Origin of the sequence: Serratia sp. 506_PEND, from assembly GCF_001076875.1 — a bacterium.
GTDB classification, from domain to species: Bacteria; Pseudomonadota; Gammaproteobacteria; order Enterobacterales; family Enterobacteriaceae; genus Serratia; species Serratia marcescens.
Genome location: NZ_JVEL01000422.1, coordinates 1 through 308, shown reverse-complemented (window position 1 = coordinate 308; position 308 = coordinate 1). Strand labels below are relative to the sequence as shown.

Genomic DNA, 308 nt, shown 5'->3' with positions numbered 1-308 from the left:
GGTGATAAGGAGCAGTATTCCGATTTTCGGGTGGTGGCTGCCACGCATCATGCGCTCAGGCAGCGCGTTACCGACGGGCATTTTCGCCAGGATCTGTACCACCGCCTTTGCCAGAGCGAGCTGGTTGTGCCGCCCCTTCGTGAACGTCCTGAAGATATTCCGCTGTTATGCCGCCATTTTATTGCCGCTTTCAGCGAGCGCGATGATAAACATCCCGGAGGCATCAGCCTGGCATCACTCAGATGTCTGCTCGGCTATACGTTTCCGGGCAATGTCCGTGAGTTGCGTAACATGACAGAGGTCGCCTG

General features: G+C 56.5%; 1 protein-coding gene. It reads left to right on the top strand.

Annotated elements, in window-relative coordinates:
- Positions 1–308 (top strand): sigma 54-interacting transcriptional regulator (locus ADK28_RS16005; protein WP_048796076.1); only part of this gene is annotated, 308 nt, incomplete at both ends.